Origin of the sequence: Streptomyces sp. SM10 (genome assembly GCF_002910915.1) — a bacterium.
Lineage (GTDB): Bacteria > Actinomycetota > Actinomycetes > Streptomycetales > Streptomycetaceae > Streptomyces.
On sequence record NZ_NEUF01000038.1, the window covers coordinates 44,415 to 66,727 of the forward strand.

Sequence of the window (22,313 nt, forward strand, 5' to 3'; positions counted from 1 at the left end):
CGTGCGGTTGCGGCCGGAAGGTCATTCGATGATCTGGCGGCCCTCGGGCTGGGCGCTGCACGACGCCTTGAAGGTGCAGTGGGTGCAGTGCTGACCGGTCGTGGGGGTGAACCGTTCGTCCAGGACCCGTCCGGCGGCCGTGGCGAGCAGGTCGGAGACCCACTCGCCGGCGAGCGGTTCCTGGGCCTGCACCTTGGGAAGGGCGTCGCCGCCCTCCTTCTTCGGTGCGGGCTGGCGCAGCTGGACGAGCTCGGCGCCGCCCGGTTCGGGGCTGCGGCCGTCGAAGACCTCGTCGACGGCGCCCTCCCTGACCGCGAGCTGGTAGACGGCGAGCTGGGGGTGGGCGGCGACCTCGTCCCTGGTCGGCGCCCCCTTGCCGGTCTTGAAGTCGACGACGTAGGCCCTGCCCTCGGTGTCCTGTTCGACCCGGTCCATGGAACCGCGGATGCGCACGGCGTACTCGCCCGCTTCGAGGGTGACGTCGAAGTCGTGCTCGCTGGCGGCGGGGGTACGCCCCGCGCGGTCCATGACGTGCCAGCGCAGGAAGCGCTCCAGGGCGGCGCGCGCCTGGTCCTTCTCCTGCCGGGACTTCCAGGGGGCGTCGAAGACCAGCCCGTCCCATACGGAGTCGAGGCGTTCCATCAGGACGTCCAGGTCGGCGGCGGTGCGTCCGGAGGCCACCTCGTCGGCCAGTACGTGGACGACGTTGCCGAAGCCCTGCGCCGCCGTCGCCGGGGCGTCGGCCTTCACCTCGCGGCCCAGGAACCACTGGAGGGCGCAGGTGTTGGCCAGCTGGTCGAGCGCGCTCCCGGAGAGCGCGACGGGACGGTCCCGGTCGCGCAGCGGGACCTCGGACCTGGTCGGTTCGTGCAGCCCCCACCAGCGGTACGGGTGGGCCGCGGGCACCAGCGGCCCACCCTCGTCGTCGGTGAGCGCCGCGAGCCGGGCGAGTCTGCGGGCGGCGGCGTCGCGCAGGGCCGGCGAGGCACCGGGGTCGACGGTCGTCGCCCGGAGTTCGGCGACGAGCGGGGCCACGGCGAGCGGGCGACGGGGGCGCCCGGTGACGTCCCGGGGCTCGACGCCGAGTTCGGCGAGGAAGCGCGAGGGGTGGTCGCCGTCGTCGGCGGGCGCCTTGACGGCGGTGACGACGAGACGGTCGCGGGCCCGGGTCGCGGCGACGTAGAAGAGGCGGCGTTCCTCGGCGAGGAGCGCCCCCGGGGTGAGTGGTTCGGCCAGTCCGTCCCGACCGATCCGGTCCGCCTCCAGGAGCGAGCCCCGGCGGCGCAGGTCGGGCCAGAGACCCTCCTGCACCCCGGCGACGACCACCAGGCGCCATTCCAGTCCCTTGGAGCGGTGCGCGGTCATCAGGCGTACGGCGTCGGGGCGCACGGCGCGGCGGGACAGGGTGTCGGCGGCGATGTCCTGGGCGTCGACCTCCTCCAGGAAGTTGAGCGCGCCACGTCCGCCGGTGCGTTCCTCGGCCCGTGCCGCGGTGTCGAAGAGGGCGCACACGGCGTCGAGGTCCCGGTCGGCGTTCCGGCCGCCGGCCCCGCCGCGCAGCGCGGCCCGCTCCAGCCGGCCGGGCCAGGGTGTTCCGTTCCACAGGGTCCACAGGGCTTCCTCGGCGGTGCCGCCTCCTTCGAGGAGTTCGCGGGCCCTGGCCAGCAGCGCGCCGAGCCGCTGGGCGCCGCGGGCGTACGCCGGATCGTGTGTGACCAGCCGCTCGGGCTCGGCGAGTGCCCGGGCCAGCAGCTCCCCGGACGGCGGCGGTACGCGGTTCCCGGCGGCACGTTCCTCGTCGCGCAGCGCACGTCCGAGACGGCGCAGGTCGGCCGCGTCCATGGAGCCGAGGGGTGAGGTGAGGAGGGCCAGGGCGGTCTCGGTGTCGAGGGCGCCGGGTGCCGCCCCGTCGCTCCCGGCACCGGACCGGGCCTCCCCGTCCTCGGCGACGCCGGAGTGCAGCGCCGCCGTGGCGACGGTGCGCAGCGCGGCCAGGAACGGGGCGACCGCCGGCTCGTGGCGCAGTGGCAGGTCGTCGCCGTCGACCTCCAGGGGGACCCCGGCGGAGGTGAGCGCCCGGCGCACGGAGGGGAGGGAACGGCCGCCGGCGCGCACGAGGACCGCCATGTCCCTCCAGGCCACGCCCTCCTCCAGGTGGGCGCGCCGGAGCAGGTCGGCGATGTTCTCCAGCTCGGTGGAGGGCGTCGGGTAGGTGTACGTCTCGACCCGGCCGCCGTCGCGCACCGGGGACAGCTCCCGGTGGGCGCGGACCTTGGCCGAGGGCAGGCGGGTGAGAGGCATGCGGCGGGTGAGCAGCCGGGTGGCCTCGAGCAGCTTCGCGCCGGAGCGGCGGGAGGTGGTGAGGACGCCGACGGGGGCGGGTGAACCGTCGGCACGGCGGAAGGTGTCCGGGAAGTCGAGGATTCCGTTCACGTCGGCGCCCCGGAAGGCGTAGATCGACTGGTCGGGGTCGCCGAAGGCGATCAGTGTCCGGCCGCCGCCGGTGCCGGGGGCGGCGCTCCCCCGGTTCCCGGCCAGCGCGTGCAGGAGCCGTACCTGCGCGGGGTCCGTGTCCTGGTACTCGTCGACGAGGACGACGTCGTAGCTCCGGGCCAGCTCCGCCGCGACCTCCGGCTCCTCGGCGAGCAGGACCGCGCGGTGGACCAGCTCCGCGTAGTCGAGGACGCCCTGGGCGTCCAGGACGTCGAGGTACTCGGCGAGGAACTGGGCGGCGGCGCTCCAGTCCGGGCGGCCGGTGCGGCGGGCGAAGGCGGCCAGCGCGTCCGGGCCGAGGCCCAGCTCCCGGCTGCGTGCCAGCACCGCGCGCACCTCGTCGGCGAAGCCCCGGGTGGTCAGGCAGGCGCGCAGTTCGTCGGGCCAGCGGACGTGGGCGAGCCCGGACCGCTCCAGGCCGAGCTGGCCGGCGAGCAGTTCACGGACGGTGACGTCCTGTTCGGGTCCGGAGAGCAGGCGCAGCGGATCGGCGAAGAGGTCGGCGTCCTGGTGGGCGCGGACCAGGGCGTAGCAGTAGGAGTGGAAGGTGGTCGCCTGCGGACCCCTGGTTCCGCCGAGCCGGGCCGCCATCCTGTCGCGCAGCTCGACCGCGGCCTTGCGGCTGAAGGTGAGGACGAGGATGCGGGCGGGATCGGTCCCTCGGGCCACGCGGTGCGCGACCGTCTCGACCAGGGTCGTGGTCTTGCCCGTGCCCGGTCCGGCGAGGACGAGGAGCGGGCCGTCGCGGTGATCGGCCACCGCGCGCTGCGGCGCGTCCAGGAGAGGGGGCTCCACGGCTCCGGGCGGCGTGCGCACCAGCCGGTACGCGCCCGGAGCCCGCCGCCGTGCCTGACGGTGCGGGCTGTTCCGGGTGGTGAAGGAGGAGCTCACGTGGATCGCCGGTCCTGGTGGGTGTACTCGGTCTGCGCGGTGTGGCCTGGGCCTGGTGGTGACGGCCGCCCCGGTGTGACGGGCGGAGCCGGGGGCCGGTGGACGGCCGGTCGTGACGGAACGGATGAGGGGGCGGAGCGTGCCGCGTGTGGACGACGCTACGCCAGCGGCGGGGCGGACACCGGGTGGTGGGCCGCGTCCTCCGTCACAGGGGACACCGGCCACGTCCCGCGGGACGGCCCCGGCGCGCCGGGACGTCCTGTTCACCGGCCCGTCGCCTGTGCCGCAGGAGCACGATGGCGGAAGCTGTCAGGTGTGAGCTTCCTCGCCCGGACCGTCGGCCGTGCCGTCCCATCGGGCGCGCTTCATGTCGAGCCGCGGGACGTGCCCGTCGGCGTCGCGCGGGGCCGGGCGCAGCGGGGTCCCCTCCTCGCGGTAGTGGCCGAGCGCCCGCAGCTCATGCCCCGGCAGCATCAGCCCGTCGGCCCGCACCACACGCCACCAGGGAGCCGCGGAGCCGTAGAGGGCCATCACCCGGCCGACCTGTCTCGGCCCGCCGTCCCCCAGCCACTCCGCCACATCGCCGTAGGTCATGACGTGGCCGGGCGGGATCAGGTCCGCCACGTCCAGGACCCGCTCGGCGTACGCGGGCAGCTCGGGGGCCATGGGGCCTGCGGGCGCGGCACCGGTCCGGTCACCGCTCGTCCGGTCTTGGCTCATCCGTCCCATCCTGCCGTACGGCACCGACAACGGCGCCCGTCCGATGTCGGACCGGTCACACAGCGTGCGCGTGGGGGCGGAGCGGCGTATGTTGCGCATCGCACCCGCGCAATGCACCCTGATGCCCCCCTCTGTCTGCAGGCCGTGCCACCATCATGCGGGCGGTGACCGGTGATACGAGAACACGAAGATCCATCAGAGGCTAAGGAGCAGGGCGTGCAGCCACCGAAGGCGGCCGACGCCTCTGACGCCGAGCCGCGCCCCGACGCGCCCGGTTCGCCGGAGACGCCCGGTGCGCCGGAGGCGGAGAGGACCGGGGAGGCCCCCCGGCCCCCGGAGCACCTCGCGGGCTCGACGCTCGCGTCGTCCGGGGCCGCGCTGACCGACCGTGTCTCCGGCGACGAACCGTTGCTGCCCGCCCGTGTGCACCGCCCTTCCGACCTGCTGCGGCTGCTCGTCGGGGTCCTCGCGATCGTCCTGCTCTTCTCCATCGCCGCCTTCGCCCAGGGGACGACCACCGGCCTCGAGGACGACATCTCCAAGGGCACCGACCAGGCCCCCGATCTGCTGATCAAGCTGGCCGGTCTGGTGTCCAGCATCGCCGTCCTCCTCGTGCCGGTCGCCTTCGCGATCGAACGCCTGGTCAAACGCGACGGGCTGCGGATCGCGGACGGCGTGCTCGCCGCCGTGCTCGCCCACGGGGTGACACTGGCCACCGATCTCTGGGTGGCCAGGTCGGCCCCCGGGACCATCCGGGAGGCGCTGACCCAGCCCCAGCCGGGGGACGCGCTGACCGACCCGGTGCACGGGTATCTGGCACCTGTCATCGCCTACATGACGGCCGTCGGGATGGCCAGGAGACCCCGCTGGCGGGTCGTGCTGTGGGTGGTGCTGCTCCTGGACGCCTTCGCGATGCTCGTCGGCGGCTACACCACACCGTTCTCGATCGTCCTCACCGTGCTGATCGGCTGGACCGTGGCGTACGGCACGCTCTACGCGGTCGGCTCGCCGAACGTCCGCCCGACCGGACAGCACCTGATGGCCGGTCTGCGCCACGTCGGTTTCCGTCCGGTGGCCGCCATGCGCACCGAGGACGCACCCGACAACATCGACCAGAACGACCGGGGCCGCCGCTATCTGGTCACCCTGGAGGACGGGCCACCGCTGGACGTGACGGTCGTCGACCGTGAACAGCAGGCCCAGGGCTTCTTCTACCGGGTGTGGCGCAGACTCACCCTGCGCAGCATCACCCAGCGCCGTTCGATCCAGTCCCTGCGCCAGGCCCTGGAGCAGGAGGCGCTCCTCGCGTACGCGGCTATCGCGGCCGGGGCCAACGCGCCCAAGCTGATCGCCACGTCCGAGCTCGGACCCGACGCCGTGATGCTCGTCTACGAGCACATCGGCGGGCGCTCGCTGGACGCGCTGGAGGACGAGGAGATCACCGACGACCTGGTGCGGGGTGCCTGGCGGCAGGTGAGGGCGCTCCAGTCGCGGCGGATCGCGCACCGCAGGCTCACCGGTGACGCCATCCTGGTGGATCGTTCCGGCACGGTGTTCGTCACCGACCTGAGGGGCGGCGAGATCGCGGCGGGCGACCTGATCCTGCGCATGGACGTCGCCCAGCTCCTCACCACCACGGGGCTGCGTGTGGGCGCCGAACGGGCCGTCGCGGGGGCCCTCGCCGTCCTCGGTCCCGACGCCGTGGCCGACTGTCTGCCGCTGCTCCAGCCGATCGCGCTGAGCCGCTCCACCCGGGCGACGCTGCGCAGGCTCGCCCGGGAGCGTTCGCAGCGCGAGCGGGAGGCGGTGCTGGAGGCCTCGCAGGCGGCGAAGCAGACCAGGGCGGAGGAGCACGACGCCTCGGCGGCCGGCGACCGCAAGGCCGTCCGCAAGTCGCAGCGCACGGAGAAGCAGGCGGAGAAGCGGGCGATGGACGACGCCCTGGAAGAGGCACGCGAGGAGGACATGCTCGCGCAGATCCGCGGCCAGGTACTGCTGATCAGGCCGCAGGCCCCGGTGGAGCCGGTCCGGCTGGAGCGCATCAAGCCGCGCACCCTCTTCAGCTTCATCGCGGGTTCGATCGCCGCCTACTTCCTGATCTCACAGGTCACCGAGGCCGACTTCGGCACGGTCGTGGAGCAGGCGGAGTGGGGCTGGGTGGCGGCTGCACTGGGCTTCTCCGCCCTGAGCTACATCGCCGCGGCGATGAGCCTGCTCGGCTTCGTGCCGGAGCGGGTGCCCTTCGGGAAGACCGTGCTGGCGCAGGTGGCGGGGTCGTTCGTGAAGATCGTGGCGCCGGCGGCGGTCGGCGGTGTCGCACTGAACACACGCTTCCTGCAACGCGCCGGGGTGCGCCCGGGGCTCGCCGTGGCGAGCGTGGGCGCGTCCCAGTTGTTCGGCCTCGGCGCCCACATCCTGCTGCTGGCGCTGTTCGGGTACCTGACCGGCACGGAGAAGACCCCGGATTCGCTCACCCCGTCGAGGACCGTCATCGCCGGACTGCTCACGGTCGCCGTGCTCGTCCTCGTGGTGACGGCGATCCCGTTCCTGCGGAAGTTCGTCGTCACCCGGGTGCGCTCGCTGTTCGCCGGCGTCGTCCCGCGCATGCTCGACGTGGTGCAGCGCCCGCAGAAGCTGGTCACGGGCATCGGCGGCATGCTGCTGCTGACCGGGCTGTTCGTGCTGTGCCTGGACGCGTCGATCCGCGCGTTCAGCGGTCCCGACGTCCCCCAGCTCAGCTACGCGAGCATCGCGGTCGTCTTCCTCGCGGGCAACGCCCTCGGATCGGCGGCGCCCACCCCGGGCGGTATGGGCGCGGTCGAGGGCGCGCTGACCCTGGGTCTGATCGCCGTGGGCCTGCCGAAGGAGGTCGCCGCGCCGGCGGTGCTGCTGTACCGCGTGATGACGCTCTGGCTGCCGGTGCTTCCCGGCTGGATCTGCTTCAACCAACTGACACGCAAGGGCGAGCTCTAGAACGTACGCGCGAGGGTGCGCCACCCGCATGGACCGTGCCCCGCGCGTTCCCCGGCGCCCCGAAGCACGATGGGGCCATGAGGACCTCTCCCGCTCTGCGCACCGCTGCCCTCGCCGTCACCGTGCTGCTGCCGCTGGCCGCCTGCTCGGACGACGGTGGCGACGGCGGTACGGAGCAGGGGAGGCCGTCGGCCGCCTCGACCGCGTCCCCCACGGCGACGCCGCAGGAGCTCTCCTCCCAGAAGCTCGACTGGAAGCCCTGCCCGGCCCCCAGTGAGGCCCAGGGCAGCGGCACGTCACCCTCGCCGCTCCCGGGCGGGACGTCCTGGCAGTGCTCCTTCATGGACGTCCCCCTCGACTACGCGGATCCCGGGGGCCGGACCATCGAACTCGCGCTCATCCGTGCCGCGGCCAGGAACCAGGACCGGAGGATCGGCTCGCTGATCTTCAACTTCGGCGGACCGGGCGCCTCCGGTGTCGCCACGCTCCCGTCCTTCGGCACCGACTACGACGCGCTCCGCACCCGCTACGACCTGGTGAGCTTCGACCCGCGCGGGGTCGGCCGCAGCGAGGGCATCGAGTGCTCGGACGACGCGGAGCTCGACGCCCGTTACGAGCAGGACGGCACCCCGGACGACTCCGAGGAGGAGAAGGCGTTCGTCGACGACCAGAAGTCCTACATCGCGGACTGCGAGGAGAACTCCGGCGACGAACTGCCCTACGTGGGCACGACGAACGCCGCCCGGGACATGGATCTGATGCGCCAGGTGCTCGGCGACGACAAGTTGTACTACTTCGGCATCTCGTACGGCACCGAACTGGGCGGCGTCTACGCGCACCTGTACCCGAAGAAGGTGGGCCGGGCCGTCCTGGACGCGGTCGTCGACCCCACGGAGGACTCGCTGCAGTCCTCGCTCGGCCAGGCGGAGGGCTTCCAGCTCGCCCTGGACAACTTCACCGCGGACTGCGCCGGGCGGGACGACTGCAAGCTCCCGGGAACCACCTCCGAGGAGGTCCAGGAGTGGATCGCCGATCTCCTCGCGAAGCTGGAGAAGAAGCCCGTCCCGGGACTCGGCGAACGGGAACTGACGGAGACCCAGGCCACCACCGGCATCGCGTCGGCCCTCTACTCCAAGGAGACCTGGCCCCTGCTCGAACAGGGGCTCGACGAAGCCGACGGCGGCAACGGAGGACTGCTGCTGGCGCTGGCCGACTCGCTGAACGGCCGCTCCGAGGACGGGCGCTACGACAACTCCAACGCCGCCAACACGGCCATCAACTGCGCGGACTCCAAGCAGCGGTACACCCTGGAGCAGACCAGGAAGGCGCTCCCCGAGTTCCGCAAGGCCTCCCCCGTGTTCGGCGACTACCTGGGCTGGGGGCTCATGGCCTGCACCGGCTGGCCGGTCGCGGGCGCCTGGGACACCCCCGAGGTCAGCGCACCCGGCTCCGCCCCGATCCTGGTCATCGGCAACACCGGGGACCCGGCGACGCCGTACGCCGGGGCGAAGGCGATGGCCGCCGGACTCGGCAAGGGCGTCGGGATCGAGCTCACGTACAAGGGCGAGGGCCACGGGGCGTACAACGGCGGCAGCACCTGTGTGCAGCGGGCCGTGGACAGCTACCTGCTGGCGGGGAAGGTGCCCGAGTCGGGAACGGTCTGCAGGTGACCGCGTCGGGGCACGCGAAGGGGCCGGCCCCGTCGCCGGAGCCGGCCCCTTCGTACGTCGTGCCGCGGGTCCAGGGTCTTTCGTGTGGATCAGGCCGGGCTCGCGGGGCCAGGCATGATCCACACGAGAGGCCCCTAGTAGACCGGCTTCTCGGGCTCGATCTGGTGGACCCAGCCGATGACGCCGCCACCGACGTGCACCGCGTCGGCGAAGCCCGCCGACTTGAGGACCGCGAGGACCTCGGCGCTGCGGACGCCCGTCTTGCAGTTCAGGACGATGCGCCTGTCCTGCGGAAGGTCCTGGAGGGCGTTGCCCATCAGGAACTCGTTCTTCGGGATCAGCCGGGAGCCCGGGATCGAGACGATCTCGTACTCGTTCGGCTCGCGGACGTCGATGATCTCGATCTTCTCGTCGCCGTCGATCCACTCCTTGAGCTGCTTGGGAGTGATCGTGGAACCGGCCGCCGCCTCCTGGGCCTCCTCGGACACGACGCCGCAGAAGGCCTCGTAGTCGATGAGTTCGGTGACGGTGGGGTTCTCGCCGCAGACCGCGCAGTCGGGGTCCTTACGGACCTTCACCTGGCGGTACTGCATCTCCAGCGCGTCGTAGATCATCAGACGGCCGACCAGCGGGTCACCGATACCGGCGAGCAGCTTGATGGCCTCGTTGACCTGGATGGAGCCGACGGACGCGCAGAGCACGCCGAGGACACCGCCCTCGGCGCAGGAGGGAACCATGCCGGGGGGCGGCGGCTCCGGGTACAGGCAGCGGTAGCAGGGACCGTGCTCGGACCAGAAGACGGAAGCCTGGCCGTCGAAGCGGTAGATCGAACCCCACACGTAGGGCTTGTTCAGCAGGACCGCGGCGTCGTTGACGAGATAGCGGGTGGCGAAGTTGTCCGTGCCGTCCACGATCAGGTCGTAGTCGGCGAAGATGCCCATCACGTTCTCGGCTTCGAGCCGCTCCTCGTGAAGGATCACGTTCACCAGGGGGTTGATCCCCTGGACGGTCTCCTTGGCCGACTGGGCCTTGGACTTGCCGATGTCGGCCTGGCTGTGGATGATCTGGCGCTGCAGGTTCGACTCGTCGACCTCGTCGAACTCGACGATGCCGAGCGTGCCGACACCGGCCGCGGCCAGGTACATCAGGGCCGGCGAGCCGAGGCCGCCGGCACCGACACAGAGCACCTTCGCGTTCTTCAGCCGCTTCTGTCCGTCCATCCCGACATCCGGGATGATCAGGTGGCGGGAGTACCTGCGGACCTCGTCGACGGTGAGCTCAGCAGCTGGCTCGACCAGGGGTGGCAGCGACACAGGAACCTCAACAATGCAGGTGGTCGGTTTCTACGTACTTCATCTACGTACGGTTGTTCTCCCGTAACACTGCCACGCCGCTCCTCATTCCGAGATACCAGGTCCGATCCGCGAGACGAATTCGTCCCAGTAGCTGGGCAGTGCCGCGAATGGGTCGGTCTGTCCCTTCGCGCCGTCCCGGTCGGTGAAGAAGATCGTGCCCGCGCCCTGCCAGCGGGCGATGCGCATGGCCTCCTCCAGGTGGGTGCGCGGGACCCCGTGGACGAAGTGGGCGAAGCGGCCCGGTTCGTAGGCGGCGGTCCACTCGGCCACCTGCGACCAGCGGTAGTCGGCCCAGGCTCCCCGGAAGGTGACCAGCTGGTCGGCGGCCTCGGCGTAGCCGGGGTGCGGGTGGGTGCCGTGGCCGAGGACGAGACGCCCGCCCTCCTCGTCCGCGCTGTCGCTGTCGGCCAGCAGGGCCGCGAGGGTGCTGGTCAGACGGCGGACGGCCGGGAGCCCGTCGCGCTCGGCGGGGCAGCGGTCCAGGTAGAAGCCGCCGACGCGGTACCAGTCGAGGTAGGACCGGGCCTCGGCGATCAGCTCGCCGAAGGGACGGCCCCCGAAGGCCAGGTCGATGTGACCGAGCAGCCTGCCTCCCGAGGCACGGACGGTGTCCTCGGGCGCCTCCCCGTGCAGGGCCCGCTCACGGGCGTTGCGCAGCCGCCCGGCAGCTTCGAGGCAGTGCGGGTCGGGCCGGGCGCCCGGCCCGTTGTCGATGTCGAGGACCGCCCAGTGCAGCGGGGTGCCCGGCCGGTTGAGCCCGGCCCATTCGGCGGGCGCGAGCAGCGGATGGGCGTATCCGGGCACACCGACGCCGAGCCGCTCCGCGACGCCCGTCCGCAGCGTGGCTCCGGTGCCGGTCAGATGCGGCACGCCGCCTCCATCCAGATGTCGGCGAGTGACTCCTCCAGGTTGATCCTGGGGCGCCAGCCGAGGCGGTCCCGCGCGGTGCGCACATCGGCCTGCTGCCAGGCACCACAGCCGTCGGGATAGGGGGAGGGTGTCGCCGCGAGGTGCTCCACGACCGACTCCGTGGACGCGCGGGGGGCGCCGATGGGGAGCCGTGCCGGGGGCGCGTCGAGCTCGTGGAGCGCACCGGCGTATCCGGCGACCCGGGCGAGGACCGCTGCCGCGTCGCGCAGCCGTACGGCCCTGCCGGTGCCGATGTTGACGACGCCCTGCGCGGCGGAGAGCGAGGCGGCGTGCACGGCGCGCGCCACATCGCGTACGTCGACGAAGTCGCGCTGCACCCCGAGGCCGCTGAGCTTGAGCTCGGGGTCGCCGGACTGCATCGCGCGGCGCATCGTCTCGGCGAGCCGGCCGAGCGGGGAACCGGCCGGGGTCCCGGGCCCCACCGGTGAGAAGACCCGCAGCACGACGGCGTCGAGACCGGAGCCGAGGACCAGTTCGGTGGCGGCGAGCTTGCTGACGCCGTACGGGCCACCGGGACGGGGAACGGCGTCCTCGGCGGTGGACGAGCCGGGTTGCGAGGGTCCGTACTCGGAGGCGCAGCCGACCTGGACGAGCCGTGCGGTGCAGCCGCTGCGGCGCATGGCCTCGCAGACGGTGGCCACGGCGACGGTGTTGTGGCGCGTCAGGTCCCTGGCACCACCGCGGGTGGCGCCCGCGCAGTTGACGACGACCCCCGGGTGGACGGCGTCCAGGAAGCGGGTGAGTGCCCCGGGACTCCCGCCCGCGAGGTCGAAGCGCACGTCGGCGTCGTCGCCGCGGCCGAGGGCCGTGAGGTGCACGGCGGGGTCGGCGAGCAGGCGGTCGGCGACGAAGCGGCCGAGGAATCCGTTCGCTCCGAGCAGCAGAACCCTCATCGCGCGCCCCCTCGGTACCGACGGCGCGCTGCCGGAGCGGGGGATTGGGGGGTCATGTCCGGTGTCTCCTTGAGGAAGGTGTGTGCGGTACGGAAGACCCGCGGCGTCGGCTCCGCGGGGCGGGGAGGGCCCGGCTAGGCCGAGGCGTGGGCGGACGCCCGGGTGAGGGTGACCGATGCGTGGATCAGCAGCCCGGACGCGGCGATGCCGCACGCGAGGACGGGTACGCCGCCGGGGCCGGCGGCGGTGACCACGGCGTCCACCGGCCGGGCGAGGAGGTCGAGGCCGGGCAGGCGTCCGGCGAGGACCAGGAAGGGGGCGGCCACTTCGACGGCGCAGGCCGCGGCGAGCCCGGTGGCGGCGGGTTCCGGGAAGCCGTGGACGGCGAGCAGCCGGGCCAGGAAGAGCAGGGCGCCGAGCGCGACCGGTCCCGCCGGACCGCTGCCCGGACCGGGCAGGCCGAGGGCGGCGAGGTACACCAGCGCGGTCAGCGCGCACAGGAAGAGCGCGAGGACCCCGAGGAGGAGGGGGCGCACACCGGCGCCGAACTCCGACAGGGCGTGTGAGCCGGCGAGCCGGTGGCGCGCGTGCCCGGCGAACAGGTGGGCGCACCAGGCCGCGGGGGCCAGGGCGAGCGCCAGCCCGAGCAAGGGGCCCGGTGCGGCGGTCCAGCCGCCTTCGGGACCGCCGCTGATGACCTGGGCGAGCAGGTCGTCGCCGTACACGACGTAGCCGAGGAGCCAGCAGACGTACGGCGTGACTCCCCCGGTGCCGTCCGGCGCGCGCAGCGGGCCGCCGCGCAGACAGAGGCGGAGCCCGAGGACGGCGAGCAGCGCGCCGGCGGCGGTCACCGCGAACCGGGCTTCGCCGCCGAGCACCCCCTCGGTGGCCCTGAGCGCCCCGGCGGTCGCGAGGCAGGCGGCCCCGGGAAGCAGCGCCGCGCACGTCCATCCCGCCCGCGCGTCCCTGCCGGGGTAGGGCCTCGGCCGGGGGGCGCGGGGGGCGTGTCTGCCCGCGCCGGGCACGCGGGCGTAGAGCTCCTCGGCGAGCGAGAAGACGTCGCGGTGCCGGTAGCGCGCGGCGGTCCGGTCGGTGAGCCCGTGGGCCTCCAGGCCGGCGGCGATCTCCAAGGGGTCGACGGCGCGCTCGCAGAGGTCCCGGTGGCGGTGCATGAGCACTTTCACGGGGTCCGCGGGGCCGCGCCGGGCCGCGGATCTGCGGGCGGGGTGGTAGGCGATCTCGGGTGCCCGGACGGCGGACCGGACCGCCCCCGGCCCGGTGTCCGTCGCCTCTCCCCCGGTGTCCGGGGCCGGGGCGTCGGTCGGTCTGCCCATCGGGGCTCCTCCTCCGTGGTCGTGGCTGCTGGTCTCGTCACGCATCGCCGTCCCCCGCCCCGCGTGCGCCCGCGCATACGCTCTCCCCGCCGATGGCCCAGCTCGGCACCCGGGGCGCACCCGCGGAGGCGGGGGCGCCGGCGGCGACGGGTTCCAGGGACGGCGCACCCAGCACATGGGCCTCCGGGGGCGTGGCGAAGGGGCGCGGCGGGCCGTCCGGGTCCCGGGGGGCGGCGGGGGCCGTCGGACGGGGCGGTGCGTGCCCGGCCAGGTCCAGGTAGATGCCGCGGAAGGCCGCGAGGTTCTGCTCGACGGTGAAGAGTTCGAGCGCCCTGGCGCGTGCCGCCGCACCCAGGCGCGCGCGGCGCTCGGGGTCGCGCAGGAGCTCGACGCAGGCGTCGGCGAGCGCCCGCGGATTGCGCGGGGGCACGACCAGCCCGGTGCCGCCGACGACCTCGACCACGGCTCCCACATCCGTCGACACGGTGGCCCTGCCGCAGAACATGGCCTCCACGAGGCTGATGGGAAAGCCCTCGACGACGCTGGACAGCACCACGACGCCGCCCGCGGCGTATGCCTCCGCGAGGTCGGGCACCTCGGGGCCGCCGATCTCCTCGAAGGTGACCGGGTTGTCGCCCTCGGCGTGCGCGTCCGTGGCCTCGTCGGGGAAGAGCTGGGCGGCGAGCGCCCGGCAGTGGGCGAGGTAGGTGTCGCCCTCACGCTCCTGGACCGGTGCGCCGAAGATCCGCAGCCGGGCGTCCGGTTCGGTCCTGCGCACCTCGGCGAAGGCGTGGAGCAGGGCGATCAGGTCCTTGGCGGGCTCGATCCGCCCGATCCACACCAGGGTGGCGGGGCCGCCCCCGTCGTGCTCCTCCCCCACGGCTCCGAACCGCTCGGCCTCCATGCCCGGGTAGACCGTGCGGAGCTTGCCCCGGCCGGCTCCGAACCGCTCCTGCCAGCGGCGCACATGGGTGTTGCCTGGGGTGATGACCGCGGCCTGCCGGTACACCTCGGAGGCGAGCAGACCGTGGAAGTTGGCCAGCAGGGCGCGCACCGGCGCGCCGAGCGCCGCTTCGGGCGCCGCGAGGTAGTGGGCCCGGAGCGGCATGCCGTGCTCCGTCACCAGCAGCGGTACGCCGAAGAAGCGTTTGGCCAGAAGCCCCGGAAGGGCCGCCGCGCCGCCGGATGCCGCGTGGCAGAGGTCGACCGCGCCGAGGCCGTCTTCTTCGTACCAGTCGAGGGAGAGGGGGCACAGGGCGCGCTCCAGCTCCGCGGCGAAGGCGAGGTAGTCGGGGACGGTGGCGCTGTGGACGGTCCGCCCGGTGCCCGGAGCGCGGCAGGCCGCCTCCACGATGCGTACGGCCGTCTCGGAGCGCAGGGCGGTCTGCAGCCCCCCGCGTTCCCGGGCCAGGTCGGCGAGGCCGTAGAGACCGTCGGCGAAGAGACCGCGCGCCGTCCCGGCGTCCGTCCCGTCCGTCTCGGATCCGGTCTCCGCACCCGCGCAGACCGCCCCGACGAGTGCGGTCACGTGCGCCGTGAAGCGCCGGCGGTCCCGTCGTCCGTACGAGCGCCCCAGGCCGGTGGCGAGTCTGCCCGTCAGGCCTCTGGGGCGTTCGGCGTGCCGGCGGTCGTCCTCGTCCGTCCACATCGGCGCCGTCCGCACCCGGACGACCCGGTCGGGGAGCCTGACCCAGCCCTGTTGCTCCTGGTCGGCGGAGCGGCTGAGCGCGAAGAGGTCGAACTCGTGCTGGGGAAGACCGCGCACCAGGCGGTCGCACCAGAGTCTGGACTCACCGGTCGCATACGGATAACCACCGTCCGTGAGGAGTCCGATCCGCACGAGCACACCCCCGATCTCCCTTGTGGGCAGCCGCCGTTGATCGGCGACTCACAGCGGGACGACCGTATGCGGACAGACAGGTGGTGCGACGGACGGTTGTCCGTCGCACCACCGAAAGGGGTGAACCGGCGTAACTTTCCCGCCCCAGTCGCGTTCTGTTGCGGTAAGAAGGACTTCGATGACGCAGAGTCAGGCTGCGGCCAGCTCCGGACGAGTGGCGCGGCCTCCCCTGGCACACGGAGGACGACGGGCGGGCCGGGGGCCGGCGCCCCGGCGCGGGTCAGCGGCTCCCCCGACCGGCCCGCGCCGGGAGCGCGGCCTCACCGCGCGGGCCGCGTCGCTCAACTTCCTGGATGGACCCAGGGGTTGGGCAGGCACTTGATGCCGTCGATGTCCAGGGTCTTGGTCTGCTGCTGCATCACCGGGGCCGGCGCTCCCGGGGTGCGGCAGTTCACGTGGTTGTGCCCGAGCCGGTGGCCGACCTCGTGGTTGATCAGCATCTGGCGGTAGCTCAGGAGCTTGTCCGCGCCGAAGGTCGAGGCCCCCTGCGCCCAGCGGTAGGCGTTGATCATCACGCGGTCGGTGGCGGCCGAATCGCAGGAGACGTTGTCCTCGGTGGTGTCCAGGCCGGATTTCGCGCACCAGACCCCGGTGGTGCCGGGGCTCGCGAGGGTGATCACGAAATCGGGATCGCCGGAGGAGATGCGCTCGAAGGTCATGGCACCGTCGTGCGCCCAGCTCCGGTCGTCGTTCAGCGTCTTCTGCACGGCTTCGGCGAAGAGCCCCGGGTCGAGGCCCAGCCCCTTCTCGACATCGATCCGGTACCGGTACTTCTGCCCCTTGCCAGGCGCCTTCGCGAGCCCCGGCACCGCTTCGAAGGCCCCGGAGGCCTTCAGGTCCGCCGCCAGCGGAAAGGCGGTGGCCATCTTCTGCGCGTACGACAGGGGCGCGGCCTCCTGCCGCTGCGCCTGGGGGGTCTGCCGGTCCACCGAGCGGGAGGCGTCACCGGAGTCCTGCCGGTCGACGCCCGAGGACGCCGGGGAGTCCGCCGGGCCCCCGGAGTCCCGAGCCACCTGGCCCGCCACGACGACCGCCAGCACCGTGGTCACGGCGGCGGCGGCGATCCCGGTGAACGTACGCCCCTTGCCCCCCTTCGGGCCTCGGCCGTCCCCGTCGCCCTCGTCGTCAGGGGCGCCGTCGGTCCCGTCGGGCTCCTCGGAGGTCCGGGCCGTGTCCTCGGGCGGAGCCGGTGGCGCGGGACGCGAGGGCGCGGCGTCGAACGCCTCCAGGAATTCCCTCCGCGGTCCCGGTATCAGCGCGGCGGTGCCGGTCGCCGGTCCTGTCGTACGCCGCTCGGCCTCCCGCTGCGCCGCCTGCTGCCGGGCCACGGCTGCCTGCCGGGCGCGGAAGACGTCCTGCCCGCCGGGGCCCGCCGGATCCCGGCGGTTGTCGTACGGCGGCTGCGGCACGGTGCCCCAGCCGCCCCCGGACTCACGCTGCTCGGGGTGTCCGCCCCGCGCCTGCGGAGCGTCGCGGAAGGGGCTGTGACCCTCCCGCGCAGGCGGCGTGGCGGAGTCCCTCCCCCGCCTGCCGGTGCCGCGTTCCGCACCGGTGCCCTCCGCGGTCCCGGTGTCGCGCCGGGTGGCCTCAGGGCCCTTTCGACTGTGTCGTCCCACGCCCCGGATCAGCTCCTGCCACGTTCGTCGAGCAGTTCCCGGAAGGCCTGGGCGACCGCCTCCGGATACTCCATCATCGCCACGTGCCCGGCGTCGGGCAGTGTCAGCAGGCGCGAGTCGCGGAAGGCCGCGGACGCCCTGCGTGCCATCCGGTACGAGACGAGCTGGTCCCGACCGCCGTACACCAGCAGGGTCGGCGCGAGCACGCGCTCGGCCTGGCGCCACAGCCCGTGCTGTCCCCCCAACGTGTAGGCATCCACGATGCCCCGTGCCGAGCGCGTCATGGCGTCCCAGAAGTACGGCAGTTCCAGCCGTCGCTCCATCTCGGCCACCGCGTTGCGGAAGGCTTCGTCGGAGATGCGTGCCGGATCGCCGTAACAGAGTGCCATGGCGCCGCGGGTGCGCTGTTCGGCGGTCCAGTCCCGGGTGAGCTTGGCGAACAGGGAAGCGACGCCCGGGAGTGCGAGCAGAGCCGTCGGCACCGCCGGCCGCTGGACCCGGATCTCGGGCAGGGCCGGGGAGATCAGCGTCAGGGTGCGCACCAGATCGGGCCGGGCGGCCGCGACCCTGGTGGCAACGGCGCCACCCAGAGAATTACCGAAAAGGTGAACCGGCTCGCGCCGCTCCGTGTCCAGCAGCCGGATCACCGCACGGGCGTGTCCGGAGACCGAGTAGTTGCCGTCGTCCGGCGGCGGGGAGTCCCCGAAGCCGGGCAGGTCGAGCGCCTCGCTGTCGAGCGTGTCCGCCAGCAGCGGCATCAGGGCCGACCAGTTCTGGGAGGAGCCGCCCAGGCCGTGCACGAAGAGGGCGGGAGTCCGCCCCGGCGCCTGCGCGGGGCGGGAGCGGATGTTCAGAGTGAGGCCGGGCAGCGTGACGGAGCGCAGCTCCTCCCCCTCGGCGACCCGGACGGCACTGACCGTGGGTGCCACCGCGGCAGCGGCGGCGTGGATACCGGGCAGCTCGGTCGAAGACATGCGGCAATGTTACGAGACGATCACGCGGTGGTTCATGTGTTCGCCGTCACAGGCCGCATCGCGCACGCCAGGGGTTGCTCCTAGGCTGCAAGGGAAGGAAGGGAGCCACCATGACGGTCGACCCGAGCGACCCGGAGACCTTCGAGGATTCCCAGCCGGACGAACCGGACCCCGAAGTCCCGGAAGCCGACAGCGCCGAACAGAAGGCCGGAGTCCGTCCGGAGCGGGACGAACCGCTCACCGGCTTCGACCGCGGCACGGCGAACGAGGCGGACGCGGCCGATCAGGCCCGCGTCGTCACACAGGATGAGGACGATTACCGGTAGAACGCACCGCTTTGCGGCATGGGCCGCCGTATCTGCGGCTTCCGCAGCCGTCCGGTCCGTGAAATTCTGCGTCCGCGCCGCGCACACCCGGGTTACTCAAAAGTACGATGTCCCCACGGCGCAGCGTGCACGGTACGACTGTGTTCGATCACGAATTTGGGAGGCGGCGTGACAGCCATCGAGCAGACAGATGCGGCGCGCCCGCGGGGCACCCGGCTGCCTCGCCGTGCCCGACGCAATCAGCTGCTGGGCGCCGCCCAGGAGGTCTTCGTCGCGCAGGGCTACCACGCCGCTGCGATGGACGACATCGCGGAGCGGGCCGGCGTCAGCAAGCCGGTGCTCTACCAGCACTTCCCGGGGAAGCTGGAGCTCTACCTCGCCCTGCTCGACCAGCACTGCGAGTCACTGCTGCAGGCGGTCCGCACGGCGCTCGCCTCCACGACGGACAACAAGCTGCGCGTCGAGGCGACGATGGACGCGTACTTCGCGTACGTGGAGGACGAGGGCGGCGCCTTCCGCCTGGTCTTCGAGTCGGACCTGACCAACGAGCCGGCGGTCCGCGAGAGGGTCGACCGGGTCTCGCTCCAGTGCGCGGAGGCCATCTCCGACGTCATCGCGGGCGACACGGGCCTGTCCAAGGACGAATCGATGCTGCTCGCGGTCGGTCTCGGCGGTGTCTCCCAGGTCGTGGCGCGTTACTGGCTCTCCAGCCGCTCCGGCATTCCGCGTGACACCGCCGTGCAACTGCTCACCTCCCTGGCCTGGCGGGGTATCGCGGGTTTCCCGCTGCACGGCGTCGATCAGCACTGAGCCCCGGCACGAACGACGGCCGGTGTTCGCTGCGGGCGTTGCCGGGTGACCCGTGGTCCGTCCCTTCACCGGGCTAATGTGTGCTGCGTACGGCGCGGTTCACCGCGCAGAGACGGACCGTCGGAGGGACATAGCCGTGGAGGTCAAGATCGGGGTGCAGCACACGCCCCGCGAGATCGTTCTGGAGAGCGGACTTTCCGCCGAAGAGGTCGAGAGCGCGGTCGGCGAGGCGCTCAACGGCAAGGCGCAGCTGCTCAGCCTCACGGACGACAAGGGCCGCAAGGTCCTGGTGCCGGCCGACCGGATCGCCTACGTGGAGATCGGCGAGCCCAGCACCCGGCGGGTGGGATTCGGCGCGCTGTAGCCCGCGGGACGCGGCAGAAGAGGTGAAGGCCCGGCGGAATCATCCGCCGGGCCTTCACCTCTTCTGCCGCGTACCTGCTCCCGATGTTTCCCTCGGTGGGGTTCACGCCAGCCGGGGAGGGTTGTATGACGCGGGCCCCGGGTAGGACCGCCTACGACCGACCGACCGCCACGCCATCAAGCGAGGTGACCCCTCCGTGCTCTGGGAATCCATCAGCTCCGTCGTGCTCGGGCTCGCCCTCTCCTGGATCGCGCTCCGCTCCCTGCCCGGCCGGCTCCCGTCCGCCCGCGCGGTGTTCGTCACGGGTGGTCCGGGCACCCTGTTCGGCGCGTATCTGACGCAGTCGACGGTGGGCTCCGGCCATCTCCTGGCGACGCTCACGGGCGCCGTGCTCGTCGGGGCGGTGACGCTGTCCCTGCTGATCCGCCCGCGCGGCCGCCGACCGGTGCGGTCGGCGGCGGCCCAGTAGGGCCCGCCGCCGGGGCGCGCCGCTCAGGCCGCGAGACCGAGCGCGGCCATCCGCTTGGTGTGTGCCTCGGTGATCCGGGAGAACATCCGGCCGACCTCCGCGAGGTCGAAGCCGTCCGCCACACCGCCGACGAGCATCGTGGACAGGGCGTCGCGGTCGGCGACCACCCGCTGCGCCTGCGAGAGCGCCTCGCCCATCAGCCTGCGCGCCCACAGGGCGAGCCTGCCGCCGACGCGGGGCTCCGCCTCGATGGCGGCCCGCACCTTCTCGACGGCGAAGTTCCCGTGACCGGTGTCGTCGAGCACGGAGAGGACCAGGGAGCGGGTGTCCGTGTCGAGGCGGGCGGCGATCTCCCGGTAGAAGTCGCTGGCGATCGAGTCGCCGACGTACGCCTTGACCAGCCCCTCCAGCCAGTCCGAGGGTGCCGTCTGGCGGTGGAAGTCGTCCAGGGCCTTGGCGAACGGCTCCATGGCCGCGGTCGGCGCCTCGTCGACGGCGGTGAGCCGGTCGGTCAGCTGCTCGAAATGATGGAATTCGGCGGACGCCATCTTCGCCAGGGCCGCCTTGTCACCGAGTGTCGGCGCGAGTTTCGCATCCTCCGCGAGCCGCTCGAAGGCCGCGAGTTCCCCGTAGGCGAGCGCGCCGAGCAGATCCACGACCGCGGCGCGGTACTGCGGCTCGGCGGAGGCGGTGGCCCAGTCCTGGGCGGCGATTCCGGTCGGTGCGGGGGCTTCGTCGGATACTTCAGTGGCGTTGTCAGGCGTCTCCATGGAGCGCAGAATAGCCCGCCCCGGCGGGGGCGCACGGGCCCGGCCGACGGGAGACATCACACCGTTCCGATGAATTCGCCCAACACGCATGCGCGAATCCGGGGTACAGTGGTATTGCGCTTACTGAGCATTTCCTGTGCCAGGGGCGCGACCTTGAATGAGGATGCCCGGTCGGTGGCCCGATCGGCTCCGACCCGACAGCCCTCCGCGCGGGGCGTACACCACGTACGACCGCAGATGAGGGGCCCCCTCAGCGGCACGAGCGCTCGAGCGACGGCAGTGGTCCCGCGCCACCCGGCCCATCCACGGCCGGATGACCAACCCCGGCACGGTACGACCCCCAGCGTTCGCCTCGGGCCGCGTCTCACAGAAGAGGCAGCACCCTGACTACGTTCCGCGACCTCGGAATCCTTCCCGAGACGGCCGAAGCCCTCGAGGCGGTCGGCATCACGTCCCCCTTCCCCATCCAGGAGATGACGCTCCCCGTAGCGCTCTCCGGCTCCGACGTCATCGGCCAGGCCAAGACCGGCACCGGCAAGACGCTCGGCTTCGGTCTTCCGCTCCTGGAGCGCGTGACCGTCCCCGCCGACGTCGAGGCGGGCCGCGCGGCCCCCGAAAAGCTGACGGACGCGCCGCAGGCCCTGATCGTCGTCCCCACCCGTGAGCTCTGCCAGCAGGTCACCAACGACCTGCTGACCGCCGGCAAGGCCCGCAACGTCCGTGTTCTCGCGATTTACGGCGGCCGGGCCTACGAGCCCCAGGTCGAGGCCCTGAAGAAGGGCGTCGACGTGGTCGTCGGCACCCCGGGCCGACTGCTCGACCTGGCGGGCCAGCGCAAGCTCGACCTCTCGCACATCCGCGTCCTCGTCCTGGACGAGGCCGACGAGATGCTCGACCTGGGCTTCCTGCCCGACGTCGAGCGCATCATCACCATGCTGCCGCCGAAGCGCCAGACGATGCTGTTCTCGGCCACCATGCCCGGTGCCGTCATCAGCCTCGCCCGCCGCTACATGTCGCAGCCGACGCACATCAACGCGACGTCGCCCGACGACGAGGGCACGACCGTGAAGAACACGGTCCAGCACGTCTACCGCGCGCACAACATGGACAAGCCGGAGATGGTCTCGCGCATCCTGCAGGCCGAGGGCCGCGGACTGGCGATGATCTTCTGCCGTACGAAGCGCACGGCCGCCGATATCGCGGAGCAGCTGGAGAAGCGCGGCTTCGCATCCGGCGCGGTCCACGGCGACCTCGGTCAGGGCGCCCGTGAGCAGGCGCTGCGCGCCTTCCGCAACGGCAAGGTGGACGTCCTCGTCTGCACCGACGTCGCCGCGCGCGGCATCGACGTCGAGGGTGTGACCCATGTCATCAACTACCAGTCGCCGGAGGACGAGAAGACCTACCTCCACCGCATCGGCCGTACCGGCCGCGCGGGTGCCAAGGGCATCGCGATCACGCTGGTCGACTGGGACGACGTCCCGCGCTGGCAGCTGATCAACAAGGCGCTGGACCTGAAGTTCCCGGACCCGCCGGAGACGTACTCCACGTCCCCGCACCTCTACGAGGACCTCAGCATCCCGGCCGGCACCAAGGGTGTCCTGCCGCGCATCGAGCGGACCCGCGCGGGTCTGCGCGCGGAGGAGATCGAGGACCTCGGCGAGACCGGCGGCCGCGGCCGGAAGTCCGCCGCCTCCGCCCCCGCCGTCCGCGAGGAGCGGGCGCCGCGCACGCCGCGTCAGCGTCGTCGTACGCGGGGCGGTGGCTCCCTCGACGAGGCCGCTGTCAGCGTGCCCGCGCCGGCCGCGGAGCCGGCTGGTGAGGAGGC

17 protein-coding genes are annotated in these 22,313 nt (G+C 72.9%); 7 read left to right on the forward strand and 10 right to left on the reverse strand.

Annotated elements, in window-relative coordinates:
* Positions 1-21 precede the first annotated feature (21 nt).
* Together B9S57_RS03545 and B9S57_RS03550 are read right to left on the reverse strand one after the other, a co-directional pair.
* The gene (locus tag B9S57_RS03545) at positions 22-3,384 is read right to left on the reverse strand and encodes an ATP-dependent DNA helicase (protein WP_103514069.1); all 3,363 of its coding nucleotides are present in this window, start codon (positions 3,382-3,384) and stop codon (positions 22-24) included.
* Positions 3,385-3,693: 309 nt separating this feature from the next.
* Positions 3,694-4,104 (reverse strand): MGMT family protein, encoded by a 411-nt coding sequence (locus B9S57_RS03550; protein WP_103514070.1) that lies wholly within the window; start codon positions 4,102-4,104, stop codon positions 3,694-3,696.
* Positions 4,105-4,320: 216 nt separating this feature from the next.
* Between B9S57_RS03550 and B9S57_RS03555 the strand changes: the two genes are divergently transcribed.
* Positions 4,321-7,077, forward strand: coding sequence for a lysylphosphatidylglycerol synthase domain-containing protein (locus B9S57_RS03555; protein WP_103514071.1), 2,757 nt, complete (start codon positions 4,321-4,323; stop codon positions 7,075-7,077).
* A gap of 77 nt (positions 7,078-7,154) precedes the next feature.
* Positions 7,155-8,747: an alpha/beta hydrolase gene (locus B9S57_RS03560; protein WP_103514072.1), complete on the forward strand. Its 1,593-nt coding sequence runs from the start codon at positions 7,155-7,157 to the stop codon at positions 8,745-8,747.
* Positions 8,748-8,881: 134 nt separating this feature from the next.
* On the opposite strand, the gene moeZ is transcribed toward B9S57_RS03560, so the two are convergent.
* From moeZ to B9S57_RS03595, 7 genes are all read right to left on the reverse strand, one after another.
* Positions 8,882-10,060, reverse strand: a complete 1,179-nt coding sequence (moeZ, locus tag B9S57_RS03565; RefSeq protein WP_103514073.1) for an adenylyltransferase/sulfurtransferase MoeZ — start codon at positions 10,058-10,060, stop codon at positions 8,882-8,884.
* An 84-nt stretch (positions 10,061-10,144) separates the two neighbouring features.
* Complete coding sequence (locus tag B9S57_RS03570; protein WP_103514074.1) at positions 10,145-10,972, reverse strand: spherulation-specific family 4 protein; 828 nt, start codon at positions 10,970-10,972, stop codon at positions 10,145-10,147.
* Positions 10,960-11,925, reverse strand: coding sequence for an NAD(P)-dependent oxidoreductase (locus B9S57_RS03575; RefSeq protein WP_103514075.1), 966 nt, complete (start codon positions 11,923-11,925; stop codon positions 10,960-10,962). The genes B9S57_RS03570 and B9S57_RS03575 overlap by 13 nt, the downstream gene beginning before the upstream one ends.
* A gap of 134 nt (positions 11,926-12,059) precedes the next feature.
* Positions 12,060-13,259, reverse strand: coding sequence for a hypothetical protein (locus tag B9S57_RS03580; protein ID WP_258036201.1), 1,200 nt, complete (start codon positions 13,257-13,259; stop codon positions 12,060-12,062).
* A 37-nt stretch (positions 13,260-13,296) separates the two neighbouring features.
* Positions 13,297-15,099 carry a DUF3492 domain-containing protein gene (locus B9S57_RS03585; protein WP_103514087.1) on the reverse strand — a complete coding sequence of 601 codons (1,803 nt, stop codon included), beginning with the start codon at positions 15,097-15,099 and terminating at the stop codon, positions 13,297-13,299.
* 341 nt (positions 15,100-15,440) lie between these two features.
* On the reverse strand, positions 15,441-16,775 hold the full coding sequence (locus B9S57_RS03590) for a DUF3152 domain-containing protein (protein ID WP_103514076.1): 1,335 nt from the start codon (positions 16,773-16,775) through the stop codon (positions 15,441-15,443).
* A gap of 8 nt (positions 16,776-16,783) precedes the next feature.
* Positions 16,784-17,749: an alpha/beta fold hydrolase gene (locus tag B9S57_RS03595; RefSeq protein WP_103514077.1), complete on the reverse strand. Its 966-nt coding sequence runs from the start codon at positions 17,747-17,749 to the stop codon at positions 16,784-16,786.
* Between the two features lie 110 nt (positions 17,750-17,859).
* Between B9S57_RS03595 and B9S57_RS03600 the strand changes: the two genes are divergently transcribed.
* The 4 genes from B9S57_RS03600 (at position 17,860) to B9S57_RS03620 (ending at position 19,718) form a co-directional block, all read left to right on the forward strand.
* On the forward strand, positions 17,860-18,075 hold the full coding sequence (locus B9S57_RS03600; RefSeq protein ID WP_103514078.1) for a hypothetical protein: 216 nt from the start codon (positions 17,860-17,862) through the stop codon (positions 18,073-18,075).
* Between the two features lie 168 nt (positions 18,076-18,243).
* Complete coding sequence (locus B9S57_RS03610; protein ID WP_103514080.1) at positions 18,244-18,885, forward strand: TetR/AcrR family transcriptional regulator; 642 nt, start codon at positions 18,244-18,246, stop codon at positions 18,883-18,885.
* Between the two features lie 136 nt (positions 18,886-19,021).
* The gene (locus tag B9S57_RS03615; RefSeq protein WP_167526138.1) at positions 19,022-19,249 is read left to right on the forward strand and encodes a DUF3107 domain-containing protein; all 228 of its coding nucleotides are present in this window, start codon (positions 19,022-19,024) and stop codon (positions 19,247-19,249) included.
* A 196-nt stretch (positions 19,250-19,445) separates the two neighbouring features.
* Positions 19,446-19,718: a hypothetical protein gene (locus tag B9S57_RS03620; RefSeq protein WP_103514082.1), complete on the forward strand. Its 273-nt coding sequence runs from the start codon at positions 19,446-19,448 to the stop codon at positions 19,716-19,718.
* A 23-nt stretch (positions 19,719-19,741) separates the two neighbouring features.
* On the opposite strand, the gene B9S57_RS03625 is transcribed toward B9S57_RS03620, so the two are convergent.
* Positions 19,742-20,488, reverse strand: coding sequence for a ferritin-like fold-containing protein (locus tag B9S57_RS03625; protein ID WP_103514083.1), 747 nt, complete (start codon positions 20,486-20,488; stop codon positions 19,742-19,744).
* A gap of 473 nt (positions 20,489-20,961) precedes the next feature.
* On the opposite strand from B9S57_RS03625, the gene B9S57_RS03630 reads away from it, so the two are divergent.
* Positions 20,962-22,313, forward strand: a 1,352-nt coding sequence (locus B9S57_RS03630) for a DEAD/DEAH box helicase (protein ID WP_103514088.1), incomplete at its 3' end; no start/stop codon positions are given.